The sequence below is a fragment of the Duncaniella sp. genome (genome assembly GCF_029056165.1).
In the GTDB taxonomy this organism is placed as follows: domain Bacteria; phylum Bacteroidota; class Bacteroidia; order Bacteroidales; family Muribaculaceae; genus Duncaniella.
The window spans coordinates 42,248-67,338 of the sequence record NZ_JAIDBW010000042.1; the positions used below are offsets into that span (position 1 = coordinate 42,248).

General features: G+C 48.8%; 17 protein-coding genes and 1 pseudogene. 8 read left to right on the top strand and 10 right to left on the bottom strand.

What is annotated here, in order from left to right:
- Positions 1-42: 42 nt before the first annotated feature.
- Positions 43-1,221 carry a PatB family C-S lyase gene (locus K2G41_RS10080; RefSeq protein ID WP_300117804.1) on the top strand — a complete coding sequence of 393 codons (1,179 nt, stop codon included), beginning with the start codon at positions 43-45 and terminating at the stop codon, positions 1,219-1,221.
- 298 nt (positions 1,222-1,519) lie between these two features.
- On the opposite strand, the gene K2G41_RS10085 is transcribed toward K2G41_RS10080, so the two are convergent.
- Positions 1,520-2,605 carry a hypothetical protein gene (locus tag K2G41_RS10085; protein WP_300117806.1) on the bottom strand — a complete coding sequence of 362 codons (1,086 nt, stop codon included), beginning with the start codon at positions 2,603-2,605 and terminating at the stop codon, positions 1,520-1,522.
- A 563-nt stretch (positions 2,606-3,168) separates the two neighbouring features.
- On the opposite strand from K2G41_RS10085, the gene K2G41_RS10090 reads away from it, so the two are divergent.
- From K2G41_RS10090 to galK, 3 genes are read left to right on the top strand one after another with little or no spacing between them, the layout of a single operon-like run.
- Positions 3,169-4,209 carry an aldose epimerase family protein gene (locus tag K2G41_RS10090; RefSeq protein ID WP_300117808.1) on the top strand — a complete coding sequence of 347 codons (1,041 nt, stop codon included), beginning with the start codon at positions 3,169-3,171 and terminating at the stop codon, positions 4,207-4,209.
- Positions 4,210-4,251: 42 nt separating this feature from the next.
- The gene (locus tag K2G41_RS10095) at positions 4,252-5,157 is read left to right on the top strand and encodes a sugar phosphate nucleotidyltransferase (protein WP_300117810.1); all 906 of its coding nucleotides are present in this window, start codon (positions 4,252-4,254) and stop codon (positions 5,155-5,157) included.
- Between the two features lie 50 nt (positions 5,158-5,207).
- Entirely contained in the window at positions 5,208-6,350 is a 1,143-nt protein-coding gene (galK, locus tag K2G41_RS10100; protein ID WP_300117812.1) for a galactokinase, read from the top strand.
- A 139-nt stretch (positions 6,351-6,489) separates the two neighbouring features.
- On the opposite strand, the gene K2G41_RS10105 is transcribed toward galK, so the two are convergent.
- The 4 genes from K2G41_RS10105 to aspT form a co-directional block, all read right to left on the bottom strand.
- On the bottom strand, positions 6,490-7,734 hold the full coding sequence (locus K2G41_RS10105; protein ID WP_300117814.1) for a serpin family protein: 1,245 nt from the start codon (positions 7,732-7,734) through the stop codon (positions 6,490-6,492).
- Positions 7,735-7,751: 17 nt separating this feature from the next.
- Positions 7,752-8,558 (bottom strand): DUF4377 domain-containing protein, encoded by an 807-nt coding sequence (locus K2G41_RS10110; protein ID WP_300117816.1) that lies wholly within the window; start codon positions 8,556-8,558, stop codon positions 7,752-7,754.
- A gap of 73 nt (positions 8,559-8,631) precedes the next feature.
- Positions 8,632-10,236: a sigma-70 family RNA polymerase sigma factor gene (locus tag K2G41_RS10115; RefSeq protein ID WP_300117817.1), complete on the bottom strand. Its 1,605-nt coding sequence runs from the start codon at positions 10,234-10,236 to the stop codon at positions 8,632-8,634.
- Positions 10,237-10,385: 149 nt separating this feature from the next.
- The gene (gene aspT / locus K2G41_RS10120; RefSeq protein WP_300117819.1) at positions 10,386-12,086 is read right to left on the bottom strand and encodes an aspartate-alanine antiporter; all 1,701 of its coding nucleotides are present in this window, start codon (positions 12,084-12,086) and stop codon (positions 10,386-10,388) included.
- A gap of 594 nt (positions 12,087-12,680) precedes the next feature.
- Between aspT and K2G41_RS10125 the strand changes: the two genes are divergently transcribed.
- On the top strand, positions 12,681-15,011 hold the full coding sequence (locus K2G41_RS10125; RefSeq protein WP_300117835.1) for a transglycosylase domain-containing protein: 2,331 nt from the start codon (positions 12,681-12,683) through the stop codon (positions 15,009-15,011).
- Positions 15,012-15,210: 199 nt separating this feature from the next.
- Here the strand turns inward: K2G41_RS10125 and K2G41_RS10130 are convergent, their stop codons facing one another.
- Positions 15,211-16,710, bottom strand: coding sequence for a succinate CoA transferase (locus tag K2G41_RS10130; RefSeq protein ID WP_300117821.1), 1,500 nt, complete (start codon positions 16,708-16,710; stop codon positions 15,211-15,213).
- Between the two features lie 69 nt (positions 16,711-16,779).
- Positions 16,780-17,262 (bottom strand): hypothetical protein, encoded by a 483-nt coding sequence (locus K2G41_RS10135; protein WP_300117823.1) that lies wholly within the window; start codon positions 17,260-17,262, stop codon positions 16,780-16,782.
- Between the two features lie 84 nt (positions 17,263-17,346).
- Here K2G41_RS10135 and miaB point away from each other — a divergent pair, with 84 nt between their 5' ends.
- The 3 genes from miaB (at position 17,347) to K2G41_RS10150 (ending at position 20,358) form a co-directional block, all read left to right on the top strand.
- Positions 17,347-18,687 (top strand): tRNA (N6-isopentenyl adenosine(37)-C2)-methylthiotransferase MiaB, encoded by a 1,341-nt coding sequence (gene miaB, locus K2G41_RS10140; RefSeq protein WP_300117825.1) that lies wholly within the window; start codon positions 17,347-17,349, stop codon positions 18,685-18,687.
- A gap of 377 nt (positions 18,688-19,064) precedes the next feature.
- A complete protein-coding gene (locus K2G41_RS10145) occupies positions 19,065-19,670 on the top strand; it encodes a YqgE/AlgH family protein (RefSeq protein WP_300117827.1) in 606 nt (201 codons plus the stop codon).
- 157 nt (positions 19,671-19,827) lie between these two features.
- Positions 19,828-20,358, top strand: coding sequence for a 30S ribosomal protein S16 (locus tag K2G41_RS10150; RefSeq protein ID WP_300117829.1), 531 nt, complete (start codon positions 19,828-19,830; stop codon positions 20,356-20,358).
- A 176-nt stretch (positions 20,359-20,534) separates the two neighbouring features.
- Here K2G41_RS10150 and K2G41_RS10155 read toward each other — a convergent pair whose 3' ends face one another.
- The 3 genes and pseudogenes from K2G41_RS10155 to K2G41_RS10165 form a co-directional block, all read right to left on the bottom strand.
- Complete coding sequence (locus K2G41_RS10155) at positions 20,535-22,592, bottom strand: AAA family ATPase (protein WP_300117831.1); 2,058 nt, start codon at positions 22,590-22,592, stop codon at positions 20,535-20,537.
- Positions 22,593-22,649: 57 nt separating this feature from the next.
- The gene (locus K2G41_RS10160) at positions 22,650-24,329 is read right to left on the bottom strand and encodes a hypothetical protein (RefSeq protein WP_300117833.1); all 1,680 of its coding nucleotides are present in this window, start codon (positions 24,327-24,329) and stop codon (positions 22,650-22,652) included.
- 260 nt (positions 24,330-24,589) lie between these two features.
- Positions 24,590-25,091 (bottom strand): annotated as a pseudogene (locus K2G41_RS10165) (hypothetical protein); the annotation flags it as partial.

Here is a 25,091-nt window from a genome sequence, read left to right on the forward strand (position 1 = left end):
TATTATCCATTTGCAATTTACCATTCTTAATCCGCAATATCAATGGGAAAATATAATTTTGATAAAGTGATAGACCGCCGTGGGACGGGTGCGCTGAAACTTGATGTGCTCGCCGAACGCTATGGCAGGGCTGACCTCATACCGCTTTGGGTGGCCGATATGGACTTCGAGACTCCCGATTTCATTACAGAGGCGTTGCGCAAGCGTCTCGATCACTCGCTGTTCGGCTATACTGTCGAGCCGGCTGACTACTGGCCTGCGGTGATGGACTGGATCCGTGAGCACCACGGTTGGGAGACCAAGCGTGAGTGGCTCACCTTTATTCCGGGTATCGTGAAGGGCATAGGCATGGTGATCAATGTCTTTGTCAAGGAGGACGAAAAGGTGATCATACAGCCTCCGGTCTATCATCCTTTCCGCCTGACTCCGGAGGGAAACAAGCGAGAGGTGGTCTATAATCCTCTGCGCGAGAATGAGGACGGAAGTTATAGCATGGATTTCGAAAATCTCGAAAAGGTCGCCGATGACAAGTGCCGTCTGCTCATACTTTCCAACCCCCACAATCCGGCTGGTATCACTTGGGACAGGGAGACACTGCGCCGTCTTGCCGAGTTCTGTCATAAGCGCGGGATAATCGTCATTTCCGATGAGATCCATAGCGACATGGCTCTGTGGGACAACAAGCACATTCCGTTTGCGTCCGTCTCGGACGAAGCCGCTGCTTGCAGTATCACTTTCGGTGCGCCGTCAAAGACATTCAACATTGCCGGCATCGTAAGCTCCTATGCTATTGTGCCGGATGAGAAGTTGCGCGATAAATTCTACGGCTGGCTGATGGCCAATGAGCTTAACGATCCGACGATTTTCGCCCCAATCGCCACGATTGCTGCTTTCCGTAAAGGTGAGGAGTGGCGCAGGGAGATGCTCGACTACGTGCAGGCTAACATTGACTTTGTCATCGACTATTGCCGTGAGCATATTCCTGCCATAAAGCCACTGCGTCCGCAGGCATCGTTCCTCGTGTGGCTCGACTGCCGTGGTCTCGGTCTGAATCATGAGGAGCTGGTGGAGCTATTTGTGGAGAAAGCCGGTCTCGCGCTCAACGACGGTGAGATGTTCGGCAAGGAAGGCAAAGGCTTCATGCGCCTCAATGTCGGGTCGCCACGCTCAGTCCTGAAAGAAGCCCTCGACCGCCTGCGCGATGCCATTGATAAGAAATAGACGGGCAGGTTAATTCGGATACAACTTCTTATCGAAAAATAACAATTCCTTATCGAAATATACTTGTAGGGACGCTGCATATAGCACATACAGGTTTGTTTGTAGGGACGCTGCGTGCAGCGTATGCCAGATGAAATACATCGGCCTGAAATGCAGGAATCCATCCATCTGAAATAGAAGAATGGATGTGCCTGAAAGATTTAGGCTATACTATTCAATCCGGCATACGCTGCACGCAGCGTCCCTACAGATATTATTGGGGAATTTCATGCTGAAGGTAAAACATGAGGTGGATCCTTTATAGGTGCGGTTTACATGTTATGCACTTACTATGCCAATGTTTTGTGTAATTACCGCAATGAGGACATTTGTTGCCGGCTGAATTGAAATACCCAACAAGTTCCGATCGTGGTTGAGCATATTCGGGTGACGTCCCCTTATGCCATAATCGCGTCCCGTCACAATCAGGACAGGTTGACGATGATCGTTTCGTTGACGATTTAGAGTTTGACTGACTGTTATAATTATTATAATCGGCAGTTTCCCTTTGAGTAGTACCATCCGGCATTATCGTTGAAGTAGAACCTATCACATAGCCGGGGTAAGGATTATTATCCATAGTCGTGCAGAAACATTTTCCTGATCCTTTGCATAGGGAGCAGCGTCCGCTCTGTCCGCAAGCCATGCATGGTATATATGTTCCGTATCCCGCCGTCACGATTCCTCCTTGTCCATGACATATTCCGCATCTTCCACTTCCATAACAGCCTCCACAGTTACCACTTGCATGACAGTTAGGACAGGAGCGATAACGGGTTCTCTGTATCATTCCTGAGGGATATTGATTACAGATTACGAATCCGCCGTAGCCTAATTCTTCACGCCACGTCTTAACGGCATTAGAGCCATTGTTTGGCGTCGGAGAGTTTTTCTTTGCCGATCCTGTTGCAACGATATTATGACCTGCGCTCTCCGCAAGAATCTTTCCTTGATTATCATGTAGAGTGACAATAACTTCATACTCATTCCTACCCTCATCAAGGTTAAGATCCGCCACGTATGGGGCATACCAATAATCATCATAACGTGTATCATCGTAACCCGGAGTAAAGGCGTATGAAAAATATGGAGTCGATGAAGAGGAAGTTGCATTCCCATTAACTTTATGCCACTGGCCTTTTGAATTTTTAAGCCATATCCCCATAGATCCCTTCAGTCCCTTCATGCCTTGAACTGTGAAGTTGCAATGGACTTTCATTGCTTTCTTATTGTTGATTGTAACTCCGTGTTCAATCCACACTTTCTTGATGGTAGCACTCTTGTTAGCTGAAAATGTATTGAGAGCAAGGCAGCAGGACAAAATTATGAGCACTAATTGTTTCATGGTGTTTATAATTATAAAATTATGATTTTGCAAATATAAATATTGTTTTGTGATAAATTGTATTTTTTGTAGAAAATTGATGAAAATATAGATCAAAGTTTCCAGCGCATAGGGGATTTGTTTGTAGGGACGCTGCGTGCAGCGTATGCCAGATGAAATACATTGGCCTGAAATGCAGGAATCTATCCATCTGAAACAGAAGAATGGATGTGCCTGAAAGATTTAGGCTATACTATTCAATCCGGCATACGCTGCACGCAGCGTCCCTACAAACAAACCTGTATGCGCTATATGCAGCGTCCATACAATTTGATGATTATTGATTTGATGATTTCTCCGGGGGAGAGTCAAGTTAAAAATAAAAGAATCGTGTCAAAGTTATGTAAAACTGTCCCAAATCGACCCATAATTGAGTTTTTGGATTGAAAGAGGTTGGTGGAACGGTTTACATTGATTATATTTGCAGAAGCGAAAGCAGACGGAGATCAAGATGTCGGCTCTTGCTTATCTTACCTGTGTAAATCATTTTTGCCCTGAAAGGCTCATCAATTCAAAGAACAGACATGGAAATCCAGACTCAGACTTCAGCATCTCCTGCAGGAGATATCACACTCTATACGCTCACCAATGCTTCCGGCGCATCGGTCACTCTTTCTAGTCTCGGTGCGGGAATCGTGGCTGTCCGTGTCCCTGACCGTGACGGCAAACTCGACAACGTAACTCTCGGCTACAAAGATACTGCCTCATATATAGGTGACGGACCCTGTGCGGGCAAGATTCCGGGTCGTTTCGCTAACCGTATCGCCCTCGGTAAGTTCACGCTTGACGGTAAGGAATATGATCTTGCTATAAACAACGGTCCGAATGCCCTCCACGGCGGCCCCACCGGTTTCATGAACCGTATCTGGGACAGCAGTGCCGAAGGTAACAAAGTGACTTTCACCTACTGTGCGGCTGACAGTGAGGAGGGTTATCCGGGTAATCTAACTGTAAAGGCTGAATATACTTGGAGCGATGACAATGAGCTTAGCCTACACATCACCGCAGAAACTGACGCGGCCACCGTGGTCAATCTGACAAATCATGCTTATTTCAACCTTGACGGTGAAAATTCAGGCAGTGTGCTCGACCATGAACTGTGCATGAAGGCTTCGCGCTATCTCCCGACCGACGACACTCAGATCCCGACAGGTGAGCTTGCACCCGTGGCAGGTACACCCATGGACTTCACGGAGTTCAAATCCATCGGGCGCGATATCGCTGCTGACTTCCATCCTCTCAAGGTCGGCAAGGGTTATGACCACTGTTGGGTGATCGACGGCTATGAGAAAGGTCAGCTGAAAGAAGTGGCCGAACTGCGTTCCGCCAAGTCAGGCCGCACGCTCGTCATCTCGACTACTCAGCCCGGTATGCAGGTCTATACCGGTAACTGGCTTGCAGGATGTCCTGAAAGCATTTCAGGCGGAACGTATAACGACTATGACGGTGTCGCCATAGAGTGTCAGGGTTTCCCCGATGCTCCCAACAAACCGGAATTTCCGTCGCCAGTGCTCCGGCCCGGCGATAAGTATGACGAGACGATCGTATTTAATTTCGGTGTTTGAAATTTTAGAGTTAATAGAATCAAGTATAAAGTATCAATTATAATGAAACCAACACTTTTCGTACTCGCTGCCGGTATGGGTAGCCGTTACGGCGGTCTCAAGCAGCTCGATCCGTTAGGCCCTCAGGGTCAGACCATCATGGACTATTCTATCTATGATGCAATTCAGGCCGGTTTCGGCAAGGTAGTTTTCGTGATCCGCAAAGATTTCGAGAAGGATTTCCGTGAAAAGATTCTTTCAAAATATGAGGGACACATTCCTGTGGAGGTCGTGTTCCAATCCACCGATAAACTTCCTGAGGGTTACACTTGCCCGGCTGACCGCACCAAACCTTGGGGCACAAACCATGCGGTGATGATGGGAAGCGAGGTCATCAAAGAACCTTTTGCTGTGATCAATGCCGATGATTTCTATGGTCGCGATGCATTCCGCGTTATGGCCGAGGATCTGATGCGTCCGCGTGACCGCAAGGGTGACTATTCGATGGTCGGTTTCCGCGTGGGCAATACAATGACCGAGAACGGATCTGTGGCTCGTGGCGTATGCTCGAAGGGCGATGACGGTAATCTGACCGGTGTGGTTGAACGTACGGCTATCTCTTACGCTCCCAACGGTGACATCGTGTTTACGGATGAAAACGGCGTTGAGCAGACGCTCGATCCCATGACTCCGGTGTCAATGAACCTCTGGGGTTTCACTCCCGACTATTTCGACTATTCAGAGCGCGAGTTCCGCAACTTCCTTGACAAGGATCTCAACACTCCGAAGGCTGAATTTTTCATCCCTCTCGTGATCGATACCCTCATCCACTCAGGCGAAGCTACCGTCAAGGTCCTCGACACTGATTCACGTTGGTTTGGCGTGACCTACGCAGCCGACCGTCCCGGAGTGGTCGAGAAGTTCGCCCAGCTCCATGCCGATGGTGTCTATCCCGATAAAATGTTCTAAAAAAGCATTTTCATACTTTAAATAAATTCTTACCCTCCAATAAAATACTCATGGAATTAAAGAAAAAAATCAACGAGGCTTTCGCTGCTCACTTCGGCGGCGAGGGCACTGTATATGCCTCGGCAGGACGCATCAATCTTATCGGCGAACACACTGACTATAATGGCGGTTTCGTTTTTCCCGGTGCGATTGACAAAGTGATCATGGCTGAGATCCGTCCCAACGATACCGATAAGGTAAATCTTTACTCGGTGGATATGGACGCAAGCACAAGCTTCGGTCTTAACGAGGCCGATGCTCCCAAAGAGCAGTGGGCACGCTACGTGTTCGGTGTCTGCCGCGAGATCATCAAGCGTGGTGGCACTGTTAAGGGGTTCGATGCAGTTTTTGCAGGCAATGTGCCCCTCGGCGCAGGTCTGTCATCGTCGGCTGCTCTTGAATCATGTTTCGCTTTCGCGCTCAATGACCTCTTCAACGGTAATTCGATCGACAAGTTCGAGCTTGCCAAGATCGGTCAATCGACCGAGCACAACTACTGCGGAGTGAACTGCGGCATTATGGACCAGTTTGCATCTGTATTCGGCAAGAAAGATTGCCTTATCCGTCTTGACTGCCGTTCGCTCGAATACGAGTATTTCCCCTTCAAGATCGACGGTTATAAACTCGTGCTCGTGGATTCGGTAGTTAAGCATGAACTCGTTGATTCGCCTTACAACAAGCGTCGTGAGTCATGTGAACGTGTCGCCAAGCGTCTCGGCATCGAGACTCTCCGCGATGCCGACATGGCTATGCTTGATGCTGTGAAGTCCGACATATCTGCCGAGGACTATATGCGCGCCAAGTTCGTCATCGGTGAGAAGGATCGTGTGCTCGGTGTTTGCGACGCCCTCAATCGTGGCGACATCGAGACCGTAGGTCGTCTGATGTATGAGACTCACGAAGGTCTTTCGAAGGACTATGAGGTTTCATGCGAGGAGCTTGACTTCCTCAACGATGTGGCCAAGGAATGCGGTGTGACCGGTTCACGTATCATGGGCGGCGGTTTCGGCGGCTGTACCATCAACCTTGTTCCTGATTCGCTCCATGACTCGTTCATCAAGACAGTGACCGAGAAGTTCAACGAGCGTTACGGCCATGAGCCCAAGATCTACGACGTGATTATCTCCGACGGAGCGCGTAAGATCGAGGAATAATCCGCGCTGACACTGAAACAGACGGAAAATAACAGAGCCGCCACGGAAAAAATTTTTTCCGTGGCGGCTCTGCCATTTATATTTATCATTAGTTTAGATCACCATTATTTCTCTTCGTACATTGTTCGTAATAGTCCAATCACATTTTGTTGATCCGTCCGGCAAACAGAACTGCTCCTGTCGATGTTTCTTCAATCAAAAATGCAAAGGGACGATCGACATGAATTTCCATATCGGGCCCTATGGGAAGTGAGTCCATAATCCCACCGATAGTTACGGCAGCTGCTTCTGTGCCTTTCTCATCAACCTCTATGCTTGTCAGCTGCCAGACATCAGACAAAAGGACATTTTTTTGTGACAAGTTGCTGAAATCTGCATTTGTGGGATTAAACGCATCCTTGATTCCAAGATGCAGAAGAAAATCATTCAGTCTGAGATCAGTATCAATCTTGAATTTAGGCATCCACAATGAGCACTCCATAACTTGGCCTTCCCTCTTCCATTTAGCCCAGTCATCCTTGCTGAATGATTCGAGGACTCCCCCAAGATTATAGCCTTCGTAAGGAAGGATTACTATCATACGGTAGGCTTCGTTGCCATAATTGAGCGAGAACATATAGTGATCCGTAGATCTCAAGCATCTGATTGTCTGGGAATCTTGCATCATCGGTACTTTAACCTTTGAACCGTCGGCATTGGTGAACTCCTTGTCAGATGTGTTTCCCTTTTCAAATGGCTTGCTCCATTCACCTTTGAAATACAAAGCGTTAATCAGCAGCATATCTACCTGATCGCTTAATGGCTCAGAAAAGATCTTAGAAATCATGCCGTTGGTCTTATCCGAACACCAGCGGTTGATTTTATTGACAGCCGACATTGTGGTGAGATCAAGCGATGTCGCATCAGCATTATAGACTTTGGAAAGAATCAAGGAATAATCGGGTAGTACTTGGAAATCCTTGTTCAGCCACATAGAATTGGCATTCCGGAAGGTGGTCTTTTTATCGACTTTTGGAAGCTCGGTTGAAAGGCGTTGATTAAGCGAGTTGAGTTCGCTGAGCGATGTGACGTTGAGCGCGGTCACAAATTCCTTCAGCGTATTACCACTGGCACCGTTTGCAAGCATACCGAGACAAAATTGTGCACTTAGAGGCGACACCATGAAGTTGTCGTTTTCAGAATTTACGGCAAAGTATTTCAGCATATTCAAGGCCATCGATTGGCCGTCGGACGCTATCATGGCTTCTTCGGGTGTCAACGCAATCTTCTTGCGTAGGTTATTGCCGTTTCCATCGTCATCACTGCTGCATGATACGATGATGAATGGTGATAGCATCCCAAGTATAAGACTCGTGGCGATTTTAGAAAATATTCCTGTTTTCATAAGTTGATTAAAGTAATTTAGATTCGCGTGAGGGAGATTGAGTATTTTTGGATGGCGAGGTTTTCAGCATTATAGAAGTAGAGGTCATAACAGATGGTTTCACCGTGAGGAAACTCTTTTACGATCCGTTTTTGTTCCGACTCCGGAATTATTTCGGAGATCTGTAGGGAGGGATGATAGGTTATCTGTCGCAGTTGCGTGGAAAATGGAGAGCTGACATAAATTTTTTCAGCGAGATAGTTCCACCGGCAATATAACGAAGAGGATTTGGGAAGGGAATATATGAAGAATATGGTTTCGTGGAAAAGTTCTTGAGTCAGTGTATTATGGATGACTCCGGAGATCTCCCCTGAATCATCTATAGAAAAGCCGCTCCAGTCCGGGACATATATTTCCGCCGGTGCTTCAGGTGCATACGCGACATCAGTTTCGGTTGAAACTTTTATGTCGGATGGGTTGAAGGAATTGTCCTTCTGTTTGGAATGTATCTTGCGGAGACGGTAGGTGACATTGCCTGCATCCATAGGTGGATTCGCAAGTGTAGTCTTATCGACGCTCAGACGGTAGCTGTAGCCACGTTCCCAGTCGAAACCTTTAATTTCTGTCGGATGGACAAGATCCTGTTGGCCATTATCATCAACAATCACGAGCATTTCCACAGGCATCTGCCGGTGGCTGTCCATGAATGGGAACGTGATATGTGTTTCGGAGAGGACGGTAACATCAGTAGTACGAACCTTGTCCTTCGGTTCATCGTCGTTCAGGCAGGAGGTCATGGTAGAAGCTGCCAGAAAGAGAAAAGTGATAGTGGATGTCAATTTCATATTTGCAGGATGTTTCAGGTTTTATCCTAATGATAAGGGAAATGGCCAAAGACTGCATCGCTGCAACAAAAAACTACAAATTAAAACGGAATCCGACAGGGACGCTGATATCCCAAGGATGCTCGCTGCGGAAGTTGGAATATGACGAACCGTTGCCGGGATAGTATTTTACCGATGGCTCGGCATAGATGCTCACGGTTGGTGACAGACGATATTCCAGACCGAGTCCTCCCGATACCGAGAACTGTATTGAAGGTTCAGAATAAACTCCCCCTCCATAATCTACACGGTCGTAGTGGTATATCGGTATGTCGAGGCCGACACCACAACTGCCATAGAACGATATGGGATAGTATGTAGCTATCCTGAAATTTAACTTTAGCGGTATTCCGATATAATATGTCTTAATGTCTCTTTCGGATGTGATTCTATCGTTAGTCCGTTCAATTACTTCGCTTCTCGCGTATGTAAAATTGAGGCCGGTCTCGATTCCTATACATCGATTCAACTGATGATTCAGAGTCACACCAAGTGTGATTGGCATAGAGTGGCGTGTTTCATTTGTCTGTGAGTCAACTGACCCCGATTTGGTATCCTCAGGAGGAGTATTGGACTTATTCTCCTCATTATCAGTCATATCATCACTTGGAGAACTGCTGCTCAATCCATCATGATTTCCATTATTATCCGGACGTAGAGACCTGACATCATAATTCACGCCGATGCTCCATCGTCGTGATGATTTTGTGGTTATGGTTGCAGGCTCGACGACTTCATTTACATGGTCAGTCACTGCTACGACGACATTACCATCATCGGGATTATTTGCGTTCATAATATCATTATCGGAGGGTTCGACAGATGAAATGTCAGTCTCACCATCATTGACTTCATATTCGTGATATCCGGTGGTGGATTCAGTATTGGACTCTATCTGCACATTATCTTGACCGGTAGTATCAATAACCACATTCACCGGCGTTATACGGCATGTGGTCTGCGGTTTTATGGCAGTAACATTGTAAGCATAGAAATTAGTGCTGTCTGAAATCGCTTTCACGTTCTTACTCTCACCATCACTCTTGATTTCGGTTTTGGTTTCCATCAGGATACTCTCCTTTACCGCCATAGCAATCGGCATGGATTCAGTCAAACGTTCCGTAAAGAAGAGAGGTATTGTCGCAGCGATCAGCAATATGCCTATTCCGAGGGTGGCCTGACGCTCGGCTATGAGTTTGCGGAGCATTGCTTTCGCGCGGGCGAGTTGCGATGATGAGGAGTGGGGAGCGATGCCGAGCATACGTCCGATTTCCTTGTGCGATTTGTTTTCAAAAACCGCGAGTTTGAAGATCGTCCGGTAGCCCTCAGGTAGTTTGTTGATGATAATTTCAAGTTCCTCGTAGGAAAGGATGTCGTTCAGATCGGGGGTATCGATAGGCTCATCCTCCTCTTCGAGAATTGTTGCTATTTCAATGCGGCTCAGATACTGGATAGCAAGATTTTTCATTATGGTGCCCATCCAGTATTCAAGCCGTTCGGGATTGCGTACTTCGGAAATGTGGGAGAGGATGATGATGAAACCGTCGTGAAGGATATCTTCAGCAGCTGCGGGATCGTTGACATAGCGCAGGATTAGACGGAGCATACGCGGGGAATAGGCACGATAAAGCGAGGACATAGCATCCCTATGTCCTGCCGCACAATGCTCTATTATCGTTGCTGTGTCCATCGCTCAATGGTAATGAGTGGCTAACAGTCAAAAGACTGCATGGGGAAAGAGAATTTTTTCCAAGAAATTTCTCTTGGATTGGTCAGTCCTATATGGTTTCAGACAAGCATGACAGTCACCATACCCCATACGACAAGGAGGATGTTGCTGACAGCATAGGTAATAGTATAGCCGATGGCAGGAACTGTGCTCCCGATGGCATCCTGCACCGCACCGAGTGATGCGGTGCATGTACGCGTGCCGGCACAGCAGCCGAGGGTGATTGCAGGGTTGAATTTGAACACCCTATGACCGAGCCATAACCCGAAAAAGAGCGGGATCATTGTCCCGATGGCCCCCGCTACGAATAGCATCCAGCCAACTTCGCGCAGTCCGGAGACAAATGACGGAGCGGCCTCGATACCTACTACAGCGATAAATACATTGAGACCGAGATTGTTCATGATCCACAATGCAGGCTTTGGTATCTGACCGAACGTCGGATGTTTGGTGCGGAGCCAGCCGAAGAATATTCCGGCTACGAGTGCGCCACCGCTCGTCCCGAAACTCAAGGGGACACCATCGATCCAAAAGGTGAGTGCGCCGAGGAATCCGCCGATGAAGATGGCGAGTCCGAGAAACATGAGGTCACTTGAAATTGTCGGACGGTCGGCATGACCGATCTCCTTGCACGCTTGAGCCACGCGATCGGGTGCGCCGATGAGAGTGACGGTGTCGCGCCGTTCAATGGCGGTAGTGCCTTTTACTTTGATGTCTTTTCCATCACGGGTAATACGACGGATAGATACTCCGTGCATGAACGGATTTTCCATCAGTTCATTGATAGAGAGACCAATGATGTTTTTGGAGGTAACAAGTACGGGAATACGATCGACCGGATAGGTAAGAAGGTTGCCATTGTCGATTTCCCTGCCGATGTGAGTACCTACTTTGACCATGAAATTACGCGTTCCGCAGACCACTATCTGATCGTTGAGGTAGATGATATCTGTCGGTTTGGGGGTAAAGATAATGTCATCGTGCTGAACACGGCCGATGTAGATGTGGATATTCTGCGATGCGAGATGGGCTTCGGCATCCGCTACACTCACCCCATCCTTGAACAGTTGGTTCTTAACTCTGTAGGCCCGGAATGAAACGCCACGGTGAGCATTGAGTTTGGCTGGATCAGACCGCCATGAGTCCGTAGAAAGACTCTTTTCAAGTTCGGCAGCACTGAGTTTCACTTTTTCGAGTCCTCCGAGCAGTCGCGGGCCTATATTTCCGAGTATGATCACAGTGCCGAGTGTGCCGAAAATGTATGTGACGGCGTAACAGACCGGTATGATTGCGAGCTGGGCATTTTTAGTTATGGCATCAAGCGGGAGTTTGGATATCGCTTCACCTCCGACACCGATGAGTGAGGAGCATGTCTGCGATCCGGAAAAGAGTCCGACAGTCTCGCCCTTATTATAGGCGAAAATGTAGGCGATGGCAACTGTGACAGCAAAGCAGCTGAAACTCATCAGGACGGCAAAAAACGCTTGTTTCAGACCCGTTCCGCGCAGCGATTTGAAGAATTCCGGTCCGACACTATAGCCGATCGAAAAGAGAAACATCATGAAAAAGACTGTCTTCAACGGGCCGGAGACGGATATCTGGAACTGTCCGATGACAACACCGATGAGCAGGACTGCCGTGACGCTACCGAGCGAAAATGAGCCGATCCGGAGACGACCCAATAGGAATCCCAACCCTACGGTGAGAAACACGGCAAGGGTAGGGTAGTTGCGTAATATGTCACCGAAATAATCCAGCATAGATACAAGTGTTAGCGATGAAACGAGAGTTGTATTTCTAATAAATAGATGTATTTCTAATAAAAACGTGAGGACGAGACGTATTGTTTTAAAGAAAAGACGGTTATTGAGCTAATCTAAACTTATTACGGAATGTTAAAGCATTTGATGCAATAAAAGATCAATTTGTAATAAATTTAGATCAGTTCATTGTTAAAAATCGTTACTAACCATGGCAGATGAGTCCTTAATGTGTGATGAAGCGCGGAAAAGGAAAAGGTGGCGAATGTCAATTTTATTTTTTCAGGGAAAATGCGTAAATTTGCAGTTTGAAATACGCTGATAATATTTATCTCTCATTCAATAATCTGTTTATCTCTCCCAATCAATCCGTCAATGCAACAGCAAGAAAACAATTATCGGAATATCAACGGCGGGCAGTCGCATAATCCCCAACAACCTCAGCAGCCATACAATCAGCAGCCGGGGCAGTTTCAGTCAGGCCAATCTCAGCAATCCCGACCGCAGCAGAATCAGTCTCAGCGTCCGGCCAAAGGCAAGGGGCAAGGTAAGCAGGGGAAGAATCCCCGTCGTCATCGCGGACTGATCGCAACGATGTGGATAATATTCGCATCGGTAATAGTCGGAATTTTCCTCTTCCTTTTCTTTATATATAATGGTGTGATAGGCTACATGCCTCCTGTCGAGGAGCTGAAGAACCCTACTGACCGCTTTGCCTCCGTGTTGTATTCGTCAGATGGCAAGGAGATCGGCCGATACTTTGTCGGTACGGGCAATCGCGTGTATGCTGACTTCGATGAAGTGTCACCGCACGTGATAGATGCTCTTATCTCGACCGAGGATGTGCGCTTCGAGGACCATTCGGGTATCGATATGATCGGTCTCGGACGTGTGCTGTTCAAGACCGTCCTTCTCGGCAATAAGAATGCAGGTGGTGGTTCGACGCTGACACAGCAGCTCGCAAAGCAGCTCTATTCGCCCAACAGTTCGGGGTTGATCTCACGTGCCATGCAGAAGCCCATCGAGTGGATGATTGCCGTGAAGCTCGAACGTTACTATTCCAAGGAAGAGATCATCAAAATGTATCTCAACCAGTTTGACTTCCTCTACAATGCTGTAGGCATCAAGTCGGCTGCGCATGTTTATTTCAATAAAGCTCCTAAGGATCTTACCATTGAAGAAGCGGCTACGCTTGTTGGTATGGTGAAGAATCCGGCCTACTATAATCCGGTGCGTCAGAATGAGCGAACCCGTCAGAGACGCAATGTGGTGCTCTCGCAGATGGAGAAAGCCGGAAAGATCACGCAGGCAGAACTCGACTCGCTCTCTGCCCTCCCGCTGAACCTTACGTTTAACCGCGTGGATGCAAAGGATGGTATCGCGCCGTATTTCCGTGAGGAACTTCGCCGTATGCTCCGTGCGCAGAAGCCTGAACGCGAGAATTACCGAGGGTGGGAAAATCAGAAGTTCGTTGATGACTCTATAGCTTGGGAGACCAATCCGCTTTACGGCTGGATCGAGAAGAACCCAAAGCCTGACGGGTCGAAATATGATATCTATACTGACGGTCTGAAACTCTATACAACGATCGATTCACGTATGCAGGAATATGCTGAGGAGGCTGTGGCCGAACATCTCGGCGGTTATCTCCAGCCGGCATTCTTCCGTGAGAAACGCGGGACGAAGGGTGCGCCTTATACATCGGACCGTGCGGAACTTTCGGAAATACGCAGGAATCACCTTGTGAGGAATGCGATGAAGAACACAGACCGTTATCGCACGATGACTAAAGCCGGAGCTTCGCGTGAGGAGATTGACCGTGCGTTCAATACTCCGCGTGAAATGAAGGTATTCACTTATAACGGATCAGTCGATACTGTCATGACTCCGCTTGACTCGGTGCTTTATCACAAGCATTTCCTACGTACGGGGTTCATGGCCATGGATCCACTCAACGGTCACATCAAGGCATACGTCGGGGGTCCGAACTTCTCTTATTTCCAGTATGACATGGTATCGACCGGTCGCCGACAGATCGGTTCGACAGTGAAACCGTTCCTCTACACCTACGCTATGGAGGAGGGTTATACGCCATGCGACGAATTTTCTAACACTCAACCTGTGCTTACGGATGAAGCCGGCAATGTGTGGGCTCCACGAAATGCCGGGTCGGCGCGTGTCGGAGAGATGGTGGATTTGAAATGGGCTCTTACCAATTCAAACAACTGGATCTCGGCCCGCCTGATCTCGCAGCTGTCGCCTCCTTCTCTTGTCAGGACCATGCATAATTTCGGAATCACTGCTGAACTGCCTCCGGTGATGTCGCTCTGTCTCGGTCCGGCAGATGTCTCGGTCAAGGAGATGGTGACAGCCTATTCGGCGTTTGCCAACAACGGTATGCGTGTCGATCCGATGTTTGTCACAGCGATTGCAGACAATAACGGTAGTATCATATCGGAATTCTCACCGCGCCACACGGAGGTAATCAGCGAAAAGGCTTATTACCGCATCCTCTCGATGCTGCTCAACGTGGTCAATGAAGGTACGGCTTACCGAGTGCGCTCGCGCTACGGAATTACTGCTGAAATGGGTGGTAAGACCGGTACGACCAACTATAATGCCGACGGTTGGTTCATGGGATTTACGCCTAATCTCGTGGCCGGTACGTGGGTCGGCGGCGATGAGCGTTTCATCCACTTCAATACCATGGCCTATGGTCAGGGTGCATCAATGGCCCTACCAATCTATGGACGTTTCATGCAAAAGGTTTATGGTGATAAGTCGTTGGATTACTCGCAAAGCACACGCTTTGACTTCCCTTCGGATGTGAATCTCTGTGAAAAGGAATTCTACGGTCAGTATGAGGAGGAAGTAAATGCGGACACTAATGCCGAGGATACGACAATGGAGGGTGTGTTTGATTGATATAGGCAATTTATGATAAAATTTACGGGCTTCGGAATGTTGTTGTTCCGAAGCCCGTAAATTTTATATGTGTGTCAGCCTGATGGATGATCCTAATTTGGGGACGTATGGACCGGGGTTCTACGCCCCCCGGCTATTCTAAATTAGCAGCCTTTCAGACCGGCCGTCCGGATTGTAGGCTTTTCGGATCGGCAGGGTATCAGGCAAATTTCGACCAATCTACGTTGCGCATATCGCCTGACGAGAGGAACTCGGTGTGGAAGGCGAGGGCCGCGTTAAGAGTGTGGGGAGTCTGGCCGCCACGGGTGCTCAACTTGAGGTAATCGCGCAGGAGTTCGCGGTAGATGGGGTGGGCGCAGTTGTCGATGATGACGTGAGCGCGTTCAACCGGATCAAGACCACGGAGATCGGCGATGCCCTGATCTGTAACGATGACATCGACGGAGTGTTCTGTGTGATCCACGTGTGAAACCATAGGGACGATGTTGGAAATCTTACCCTCCTTGGTGATTGACGGGCAGGAGAAGATGGAAATGTAGGCGTTGCGGGTAAAGTCGCCTGAACCGCCGATACCATTCATCATTCTTGTGCCTGTTACGTGAGTTGAGTTGATATTACCGAAGATGTCGGCTTCAAGCGCAGTATTCATGGCGATAACACCGAGACGACGGATAACTTCAGGATTGTTGGAGATTTCAGAGGGACGGAGCACCATGTGTTCCTTGAAGAATTCGATATTGTCAATCACCTCATCCTCGACCTCGTTGCTGACTGTGAGCGAGCATGATGAACCGAATTTGCAGCGGCCCTTCTTCATGAGGTCGATCACGGCATCCTGCATAACCTCGGTGTACATTTCAAACGGGGGGATCTCCTTAGCATCTGCAAGACCATAGAGTACGGCGTTGGCAACATTGCCCACACCTGACTGGAGGGGAAGGAATGTTGAAGGAATGCGTCCGGCACGAAGCTCAGCCATGAGGAATTTGCAGACGTTAGCACCGATCTGCTTGGTGGTCTCATCGAGCGGGGTGAAGGGCTTGACTCCTTCGTAGTGATCGCTCATGACAACACCGACAATCTTTTCGGGGTCAAGTTTCAACACGGGTGAACCGATACGGTCGCTCGGCTTGAAGATAGGTATTTCGGTGCGGTGAGGAGGATCAAGGGGAAGATAGATATCATGGAGACCGTAGAGTGCGTGGCGAAGCTTCTCGTTGAGCTCAATCACGATCTTGTCGGCCATCTTGGCGATTGTGGGGACGTTGCCTACTCCTGTGCCGACAACTACTGTTCCGTCATCCTTGATGTCGCTGACCTCGATGATGGCAAGGTCGAGCTTGTCGCCGAAGAAACCGTAGCGAAGTTTCTGTGCGGCTTCCGAAAGATGAAGATCGAAGTAGTGTGCATCGTGGGAATTAATGCGCTTGCGGAGGTCGGGATGGTTCTGGTAAGGGGTACGCTTACCAATTGCATTTGCACGAGCGAGTACACCGTCGCAGTTGTCGCTCGTTGAAGCTCCTGTGATGATGTTGATTTTGAATGGTTCACCCTGTTCGTGGAGTTTTTCAGCCTTTTTTGCGATAGCCTGCGTTACAACTTTAGGCGAACCGGGAGCTGTGAAGCCCGAAAATCCACATTTGGCATCATTGAAAAAGAGATCGGCGGCCTCTTCGGGAGTCAGGATGGGAAATTTCATAATTCTTCGTGTTTTCTGATGTTAAAGCAGAGGAGTGATTTTTTAATTAGATATATTGATCTTGGATGTTTATTTTTCCGTGGAGGAAATGTAAGGAGGATTAAGTATGGCTGTATCGATGATGGCTCTGCGCCAGCGTAGGTAGTGCTCTTCATTCGGAATACTGCTCATGTTGTCCGTCTGATCGGTATTCTCCGGCAATTCGGGAATCGTGATGAGTTCCATCGGCTCATCCTCTTCATGCTGCTTGGGCACGGCTATGGGTCGGTGATGACTCTCCCCCGGCAGAAAAGGTCGCTTGCTGCGTGGAGTGTCCGTAATGGTGGTCCGGTCCGAGGAGTAGGGTAGTGGTACGGATGCAGGAGGAGTTTCCGAAGTGTCGGGAATACGTGCGTTGAGCAATTGTGTAAGATTCCCCGGTAGATGATTCACGGACTTTCCGGGGCGATCGGTAGCCGCGCGCGATGATCCGGCTTTCTTCTTCCGTTCCTTGATGAACTCGAAGAGAGCCGCAGCACCGAACATAATCAGAAATGATATAATTTTTTCCATTGCGCGGTTTTTCGTAATTTTGTGACAAATTTACGGAATCTTACGCTCTTTGCCAAAGATTCTAATAATAAATGAGGAATTATCATGAACCAATCGAGAAAATTACATATAGAGACCTACGGTTGTCAGATGAATGTTGCTGACAGTGAGGTCGTGGCTTCAGTCCTTGAGACCGTCGGTTATGACATGGTGCCCACTGTGGAGGAGGCTGATGCCGTGCTTTTGAACACATGTTCGATCCGCGACAATGCGGAGCAAAAAATAGTGTCGCGCCTTGCCTATCTGAACTCACTGCGCAGAAAGCGCGCAAAGGATGCTCCGCGGCTGATCATCGGTGTAATCGGGTGTATGGCCGAACGCGTTAAGGAGGAGCTTGTGAGCAAACATGGCGTTGACCTCGTTGCCGGACCGGATTCTTATCTTGATCTTCCGAATCTGTTTGCCTCTGTGGAGGCCGGCGAAAAGGCTGTCAACGTCGAGCTGAGTACGACGGAGACTTACCGCGACATAATACCGGCACGTATCACCGGCAATCCGGTTTCGGGTTTCATCAGCATCATGCGTGGATGTAACAACTTCTGTTCCTATTGCATAGTCCCTTATACAAGAGGACGCGAACGTTCGCGCAGTGCCGAGAGCATCCTCGCAGAACTTGCCGACTTGCGTGCAAGAGGTTTCAAGGAAGCTACGTTGCTCGGACAGAACGTCAACAGCTACAGATTCACGGCTGAGGACGGAAGTGAGATTGACTTCCCGATGCTGCTGGCGATGGTGGCTGATGCCGCTCCTGATATGCGCATACGATTCACAACATCGCATCCGAAGGATATGAGCGATGAGACGATCGCAGTGATAGCGTCGAGGCCGAATCTGTGTAAGCACATACATCTGCCTGTCCAGTCCGGATCAAACAAGGTGCTGAAAGCCATGAACCGCAAATATACCCGCGAATGGTATCTTGACCGTATCGCCGCCATACGCCGTGCAATACCTGACTGCGGAATTTCAAGTGACCTTTTTACCGGATTCCATGACGAGACGGAGGAGGATTTTCAGGAGACTCTGTCGCTGATGCGTGAGGTTGGTTTTGATTCATCGTTTATGTTCAAGTATTCGGAACGTCCGGGCACACTCGCTGCGCGCACCATGCCCGACAATGTCCCGGAGGATGTCAAGATCGACCGTCTGAACCGAATGATAGCCTTGCAGAACGAACTTTCGCGTGAAAGCAACGCCCGTGATGTCGGTAAGGTGTTCGATGTGCTTGTCGAGGGGGTATCCAAGCGGTCCAAGGAGCAGTTCGTCGGTCGTAATGAGCAAAACAAGACGCTTGTGTTTCCGCGCGGTGATTACCGTGTAGGTGACACCGTTAAAGTAAGGGTGATAGATTCGTCGTCAGCTACACTCATCGGTGAATTGGCGTGAGTCATTGAAGCAGGAATTATATGAGGAACTGATCTTGATTTTACCGTTTACTTCTACAAATATTTTTAACTTTCCGTAATAAGTCAGATCAGCATGACAGCAAGGCCGGTGGTGTGTTAACTCGCATCACCGGCCTTGCTGTCACGCTGTACCTGATAAGGGTACAGATTCGCATTTTTAACTCTTTTTATTAGGAAATTACTTGAAAAATAGGTAATTTAGATGTGAATTATCCGATTGACATACTTTCGTTATACGTTTAAGATCCGTTCGAAAGATATTTTGCAGATATTTTTCATAGAAAGACTACAAGATCCGTTTTCATTCATGTCCGGATATGCCTTTAAACTAAACCGATAAGGAGGTAAATTACACAGATGATAGATTTTGAATCCTTACTTTTTAATATAGATATTGACAAACGTGCCATACCGTCAGTAGGTTCGCTCCTTGTTGCCGAGCCTTTTCTAAGGGAGCGATACTTTCATCATGCGGTTATATGTCTGGTAGATTACGAGCCTCGTGGGACGGCGATGGGTATTGTATTGAATAACCGTACAAGTTATACGCTTCAGGATCTGCTACCTTCGGTGACGGTCAAGACCCCGATACCGATTTACTGCGGTGGCCCGATGTCGTGTGACCGTCTTTATTTCATGCATACACTTGGCGAACTGATACCTGATTCGCGTGAGATCAGTCCCGGTGTCTATATTGGTGGAGATTTTGAGGCGGTTCTCTCGATCGTCAACGACGGATATGCTGTCGATGGCCACTTGCGCTTCTTCCTCGGTTACAGTGGTTGGGATACAGAGCAGCTTGACGGCGAATTGCTGAAAAACGTGTGGGCTGTTACAGATATCACTTCGCCCGAAATACTTCTGACAGGGGAGGAGGATGCTTACTGGCATCGTGTGGTCCGCGGGATGGGCGACCGATATAAAGGTTGGCTCTATCATCCGCGTAATCCTCATTCCAACTGATCCTCCAAGCTGACGGGGCAATGATCTAACCGGAATGATGGGTTAAAAATGGTTAAATAACGACTGGCGGTATTTTATGACATCCAGAGTCATTTGGCCGATTGGATCGAAATGCCTATCTTTGCACCCGAATTTAATCAATACAAATCACTAATTAATGGCAACTAAAATCAGACTGCAACGTCATGGTCGCAAGAACTATGCGTTCTATCCTATTGTAATCGCCGATAGCAGGGCACCACGAGATGGTAAATTTATTGAAAGGATAGGTTCTTATAATCCGAACACTAATCCTGCTACAGTAACTTTGAACTTCGAGCGTGCTTTGTATTGGGTTAACGTTGGCGCACAGCCTACCGACACTGTCCGCACTATCCTCTCCAACGAGGGTGTACTTCTCATGAAGCACCTCCTTGGTGGTGTGAAGAAGGGCGCGTTTGACGAGGCTGAAGCACAGCGTCGTTTCGATGCTTGGAAAGCTCAGAAGCAGCAGAGCGTTGACAAACTCCGTGCCTCTATGGCCGACAAGATGGAGCTTGACGCAAAGAACCGCTTCGAGGCTGAAGTAGCAAAGAACAAGGCTAAAGCAGAAGAAGTGGCAAAGAAGAAGGCTGAAGCCGCTGCTGCCGCTGCTGAAGCTGAGGCTGCTGCCGAAGCTCCCGCTGAGGAAGCTCCCGCTGCTGAATAATTATCGGCAACCCGACAGACATAATTCACCTGTCTGTAAAAGAATAACCCATAGTGATGGCAAAACATCGCTATGGGTTTCTTTTTTTGAGGGGATCGGAGGATTTATCAGAGTAATCAGATGTATCAGAATAGTCAAGAGTCGGCAGGTGTATCAGAGTAGTCAGATGGGACTGTTTATTTTTTAAGGCGTGCGGCTATCTGGCGGTGATGATGGGCGGAGGATGGATCACCGATGGATTCGTAGATGTCGGCGAGAAGGGAATGTAGTTGTGAGAGCTGCGGACGGGGATACTCCTTGGTCTCACTAAGCGAAAGAGCTACGAGACAACGGTCCATAGCATTGTGAGAGTCGGAGAGCTGAAAGTAGGCAAGACCCATACGGAGCAGAGCATCGAAGTGTGCCGGGTCATGACGTAGCACTTCGTCAAAATCCGTTATGGCTGCAGTGTAGTCCTCAAGAGTCATGAGTGCAAGTGCACGCCCATAATGAGCCGGTATATATCCGGGAAGGAGTGTCAGGGCCTTGTCATAATTTGCGACAGCAGGGACAGGCATATCGTCGAGACGGCAGTCATCGCCAAGCGAACAGTATTCACGGGCCATATCGGCAAACCGGGCAGCATCCGCTTCGATCCTTGATTCAAGGTTGGCTATCTGCGTATGGAGTTTATCGACGATAGCAAGCTTTCTACGTGCAAGACGCATTGCGGGCTCGTTTTCGAGCAAAGGCCATGATTTTGTGGCCTCGACGAATAGATCGAACGCTTCGGTGAGATTACCTTTGTCAGCCTTGGCAAGAGCTTTGAGATAACATTCGTCAGCGTGAGCCTTGCGCATGGCTTCATCAATAAGGATCGGATCATTGAAAGATCTGCTGAAATTGATGATGGCGGGATTGACGAAAATATCGCGGTCAGCCACTGTCGAGCGCAACGTCAGGCCATCGAAACTGCGGCAACGCGAGAGGGCGACGTATGTCTGGCCACCTGTGAAAGCTCCACGACCCATGTCGATAATCACGTTGTTGAACGTCAGTCCTTGGCTTTTATGGATGGTCAGTGCCCATGCGAGTTTAATGGGATATTGAGTGAAGCTTCCGAGTTCTTCCTCATTGATCTTCTTTGTCTTCGGGTCGTAACTGTAACGGATATTTGACCATTTTTCCGGTTCGATGGCATGTATGTCACCGTTTTCGAGCCTTACCTCTATCAGATCTTTAGTAAGAGTTACGACAGTCCCTATAGTGCCATTGACCCATAGGCGGTCGGGAGAGTTTTTGATGAAGACCACCTGCGCGCCCTCTTTCAGCGAGAGCTCAAGGTCTGTCGGAAGTGAATTTTCAGGAAATTCACCTTTTATAGTTCCTACGAATGTGACAAGAGGACGGTCAATGGCTTCAAGACGGCTTTCGTTGATATGATCCACCATGTCACGCCGCGAAGCTAAGGTCATGGTCGGACGCGAAGACTGGAGATCTGCTTCGAGGAGATCGGGGGGCAGACAGCGTGTGTTGAGGTGGGAGATATCCTCACGCGAGACCGATCCGGTGCGAATGCGGTCAAGGAGAGCTACGAAATCACCTTCGGTCTGACGGTAGATCTTGCGGAGTTCGATCGGGACAAGGCGGATGCGGTCGAAGACACGTGCGGAGAAGAAAAATGCGTCGCGGTAATACTTACGTAGGATATCTCGCATGTCACCTGACAGTACCGGTTCGAGCTGAAACACATCACCTACAAGTAGCACCTGCTTTCCGCCGAACGGTTCGCGCTGATTGCCGGAATATGTGCGCAGCAGCAGATCTACAAAATCGATGATGTCCGCACGGACCATGGAAATCTCATCGATAATTATTAGCTCGACCTCACGAATGAGCTTCACAAGCGATCCGGGATACTTCATCCTCTGCTTGATACGGTCGGGCTTGAAGTCTGGGTCGTCCGGGGTGATTGGTTTGAAAGGTATGCGGAAGAATGAGTGAAGTGTCACTCCGCCGACATTGACTGCCGCAATCCCGGTCGGGGCGAGAACCACAAATTTCTTGTGGGTATGGGTGGTAATGTAACGCAGGAAAGTCGATTTTCCTGTTCCGGCCTTACCGGTAAGGAAAATCGACTGTCTGGTGTGTTGTAACAATTCCCAAGCCTTAATGAATTCGGGATTGTTGAGATCTATGGTTTCAGTTTCTTCCGCGGCTTTGCTACGCGCAGGGCGGGAAGCTTTTTTTACCATGAAGTATATATCTTTATAAAGTACAAAGTGGCGGGAGAGAGGAGAGCGTGCGTCTGATCAGAAGCGGAAACCTACTGTCAGAACTATCGAGTTATCATTGTCGCTGATCGAGCCTGTAGGCGCAATGATCAAGTCGCCGGTTGAGTTCTCGTTATAATCGGTAAAGGCATTGAATTTGCTCTTGCGTGCACGGTGGACGTAGGCAGCGTCGGCATAGAAATTCTTGTAACGGTAGCCGAGACCACAGGTGATATACTGGGTCGATTTGTCAAGTGTGTAGGACGGGAGGGTCTCCGTGTCGTCCGCACCGCCTGTATAGACGTAGTGGGCTTCGGGTCCTTTAGGAGTGATGGAATAACCGTCCATGACTTCGGTAGTGACAGGTGAGGTCTCATACACGTAGCCGGCACGTACGCTGAACTGGGGAGTCACGCGATATTCGAGACCGAGGCGCATGATGTTCTGTGCCTTATAGTAGGTCTTGATATCCTCTGTGATATCAGGATAGTCGTTTCCGTCATAGTCCTGCACTTTGATTGCGTTTGATCCGCGGTACTCGTAGTCCGCGCTGATAATGGCACGGCCGTCGATGACGCCTGCCGCACCGACCATCAGACGCCAAGGTGTACGGCACTTCCAGTCGAAGTTGTCAAGATAGCCGTCGTCAGTAACGGCTGTTCCCTTATAGGCATTACCGTTGTAGGCCGGAGACTGATAGGAGTAGGGCATTGAGGCACCACCCTCGTATGAGAGATTGTAGTAAGTAGGGGTGTGAACCGCGATACCGAGACGGAATTCATTTATAGGTTTGAAAATCAAACCTGCCTTGAAGTTGAAGCCACTACCCCAGATGTGCTTGTAGTTTTCGAGGGTGTAGGCTGCAGTTCCGTTTGTGAAAGTCGGCTCTTTGGATGCGTCAGGACCGGGGACGAGAGCATTGTCAATGTTCTCGGAGTAAAATGCGCGGGTACGGTAATCGACATCGGTAATACCGAAACCTATACCCCAATAGACCACGTCGGATATGTTACCGCCGAAATCGATTGCATACTCATCGATATGACCTTTTTCCTCCACATTGACGGCGGCTGAAGCCACAGAGTTTTCATAATCATAAAGCCCCGTGTAGGAATTTGCTCCGAGAGATACGGGATTTATACCGTAACCATCATACATGAGGATACTCGTCCATGGTGCAGACGAATCAAGATAGGGGTTGTATTTGGTGTAATCGTTGCTCCATAGATCATATTGCGTGAAACCGTCGGCATTCGTATAGTCGGCCACGAGGTTTGTCAACGATGTGCCGATATTTCCGAGGCTTCCGCTGTAACGGCGGTCAAATGAGGCTACACGTGAGTAACTTGCACCCCAGTTAAAGAATGGCATCACTGAGTTAGAACCGAGATTGACCGTGCCGACATAACCGAAGTTGTTGCAGGCCACGTTGGTGTGGTTGACCGTATTGCTGAAGCCACCTGCACGGAGTTTCGATGACTGCATATTGATGTCGAGTGTGGCTGATAAGTCGCTGCTACGATACACACCGATACCTCCGGGATTCTGATTAAGAGTGGAGATGTCACCTCCGAGAGCAGTAAAAGCACCACCCATTGACATGAAGCGGGCACTACCTCTGAGGTCGCTGCGGGAAATAGAGAAAGCGTCAATAGCTGACTGAGCCATCATAGCTCCGGGAATAGCCACCAGCATCCCTGCCAACAGTTTTCTGTTCATAAGCTGATATTGTGAGTGTTGTTTAATTGACAATTTTTTTGTTTTGACTCTCGGAGTTACGCCGTCCGCCCATTCAGCATTGAAGTCAGACATAATTACATCCGTCGTTTATGGAATATTAACATCTGAGAGCCCTCAAGTGTTTAGCCTTTCTCCCCGCATATTTTCACACTTTTGCCGAAGCGAGGTGTGAGAATATGCAGAAAGTATGACTGTTAGTCCCCGGTTCAGGGATTGACTATAGGTTTTCACTGACGGTATCAGTGACGGCCACGACCACCGCCTGATGAACGGCTGCCGCCTCCACCGCTGTAACCTCCACGGCTACCGCCACTGTAGCTGCCTCCGTTGTAACGGCCGCCATTGGTGTTGGACGGGCGGTTATAGTTATTGTTGGAGTTGTTGTTGTAGCTCGGACGGGTTGTGGAGTTATTATTATTGTTGATGGAAGGACGGGTATTGCTGTTTGTAGTGGTTGAGGGACGGGTCGTCGTTCCGTTCAGACCGGGTCGTCCGTTGGACGTTCCGTTGGAAACGGACGGACGGTTGATCACAAAGTTGTTGCCTGTGGATCCGGGATGGCGTCCACCGTTAGAGCCGATAGAGGGACGTGTGCCTGTCGCTGCTGAACCTCCGCCATTAGGCAGATGTCCGTATGCTCCGGGATGACGGGGATTGTAGTACGGACGTCCGCCACCCCACGAAGGGCCTCCCCAAGCAGGACCCCAGCCCGGTCCCCATGAAGGCCCCCAAGCCCAAGAC